The organism is Oleiphilus sp. HI0123, from assembly GCF_001635315.1.
This window is the reverse complement of the sequence record NZ_LWGE01001246.1, coordinates 1-2,448: the sequence shown is the minus strand read 5'-3', so window position 1 is coordinate 2,448 and position 2,448 is coordinate 1. Positions and strand designations below refer to the sequence as shown.

Below are 2,448 nucleotides of genomic sequence, written 5' to 3'. Positions count from 1 at the left end.
GCTATTCGCTGACTCGTTAGCTGGAACCAGATCGAGTTGTTTCGCAATTGCCAAAGCTGTTGCAGGATGATCCCCGGTAATCATTATCGGTGTGATACCAGCTGTTTTACATTGTTGAACGGCCTCTTTGGCTTCTTCTCGGGGAGGGTCGATCAATGCGGCTAAGCCTAGGAAAGTCATCTGTGACTCAAGCGTTTCCTGATCGAAAGTGTCGCCGTCATTTAAGTTCTTCATAGCGAAAGCGAGTACTCGGTAGCCTTGTGTCGCAAGGTCTTCTGCAATATCTAGCCAGAGATCACGATCAAACTGCTGCACTTCTGCGGCTTGGGTAAAAGCTTGGCTACAGCAGGAAAGTACTGCTTCAGGTGCCCCTTTCGTATAAGAAATTAAGGGTGTGTGGGGTTCACCCATTAGCTTGTGTACAGTAGTCATACGCTTTCGGTTAGAGTCAAAGGCACACTCGGCAACGCGCGGAAGCGATTTCTCAAGTTCTGTTTTTAGGAAGCCAGCTTGGGCTGCGCAGTTGAACAAGGCTAGCTCTGTCGGTTCGCCACTAGACTGCTCTATCTCGCGACTAACCCTGACATCATTGTTGAGCGAGAGCACATGTGCAAGGTGCGAGCTTTGAGCCAAACTGTTCAGGGCGTAAGGTTTGCTTTCAGGTGTAATTAGCTTGTCTACGTGCATTTTGTTCTGAGTGAGAGTGCCGGTTTTATCAGAGCAGATGTAGCTAACCGAGCCTAAGGTCTCGACAGAAGGTAGGTTACGCATCAAGGCATTAATCTTGATCATTTTTGCTGCCCCTAAGGCTAAGGCAATACTTACAACAGCAGGTAGGGCTTCGGGAATGGCTGCCACAGCTAGGCTAATACCGGTTAGCAGCATTAATAACCAGGGTTCACCCCGAATAAGGCCAAGGACAATCACAACCAGGCATATAAACACAATACTGATAGCGAGACGCTTACTGAATAGGGCTAGCCTATTCTGGAGTGGCGTATGGCTCTGTTTAGCGCTTTTTAGCAATGAGGCTATTTTCCCCAGCTCGGTTTCCATGCCTGTGGCAGTGACAATGCATTGAGCTGAGCCCCTGTTGATCTGAGTGCCTTTGAATAGCATATTGCTGCGCTCAGCGAGCAAGGTATCTTCGTGTTCAAGTGCTTCGACACGTTTATCAACACCAAGAGATTCACCTGTCAGTGATGATTCATCACACTCAATATCCTTGCCCTCGACAAGGCGAACATCGGCAGGCACTACGTTGCCGGCCTCCAGGCTAATAATATCGCCAGGGACGAGTTGCGTGCTGGAAATAGTCTGCCATTTGCTATCGCGTAAAGTCAGCGTCTCGAGTGTCGCCATGGCTCTAAGAGAAGCCATCGCTTTTTCAGCCCGGAATTCTTGAAAAGCGCCCAATATTGCATTGAGGCCAATAATACAAAGGATAATAAGTGTATCCACGGCTTCACCGACTAGACCGGAAATCGCCGCCGCGCAGAGTAGCACCATAATCATTACATCCTGAAACTGAGCCATGATCACCTTCCACCAAGGGCGGGTGTTGGCCTGTTCCAGAATATTTTCTCCCTGTGTAGTTAAACGTTCCTGCGCTTCTTGTTTACTTAGGCCCTTTTCTATTATTGAATTCAGAGCTTCTGCGCATTCTTCAGTATTTAAGGTGTGCCACTTTGTTGACATAGATTCTAATCCTGTGGTCAGATTCTTTCTTCATAAGAATGATCTAATCATAAAATGATTTCTAGTGAATGACGATATTCAGTATTCACCAATCTTGATGCGGGTCACTTAAGAGCTCGAATCTAAAAGCTCTTTTTATAATTCAAGCCAGCCTTCGAGGCTTTGTCGTAAAAAGGGGAAGTGCTTGCGAAAGCGATTAAAGGTTTTGGGGCTTGGTGCCCTGTGTTTGTCGTCTGTGACCTTGCTGAGTGCTTGTTCTTCAGTTAGTTATTATTCACATTTGTTAAATGGCCAAACCTCTCTTTTGTGGAATCGAGAGCCTGTTGAGACACTGCTAGCGGATGATGAAACCTCTGAGGAGCTTCGAAAGCGTCTGATTTTATCTCAAGCGCTTAGAGATTTTGCCAGCAAGGAACTCAATCTACCAGTCGATGACGCATATACCAGTTATACAGACTTAGGCCGACGCTATGCGGTTTGGAATGTCTATGCTGCGTCTGAACTGTCTTTGGATGCTTATACTTGGTGCTACCCAATACTTGGGTGTTTGGCCTATAGAGGCTATTACGATCAATCTATGGCCAAAGCTGAAGCCTTGAGACTTGAAAAACAAGGCTTTGAAACTCGAGTGGGGGGCGTGCGGGCTTATTCTACCTTAGGTTTTTTTGACGACCCATTGTTAAGTAGTTTCATATTTACGGATGAAGTATATCTGGTCGAGTTGTTGATACATGAGATTTCTCATCGCAA

The 2,448-nt window shown here is 46.5% G+C and carries 2 protein-coding genes; one reads left to right on the top strand and one right to left on the bottom strand.

Annotated elements, in window-relative coordinates:
- A partial coding sequence (locus A3761_RS14610; protein ID WP_156491862.1) for an HAD-IC family P-type ATPase occupies positions 1-1,698 on the bottom strand: 1,698 nt, incomplete at its 3' end.
- A gap of 184 nt (positions 1,699-1,882) precedes the next feature.
- On the opposite strand from A3761_RS14610, the gene A3761_RS14605 reads away from it, so the two are divergent.
- Positions 1,883-2,448 (top strand): aminopeptidase (locus A3761_RS14605; protein ID WP_197473055.1); only part of this gene is annotated, 566 nt, incomplete at its 3' end.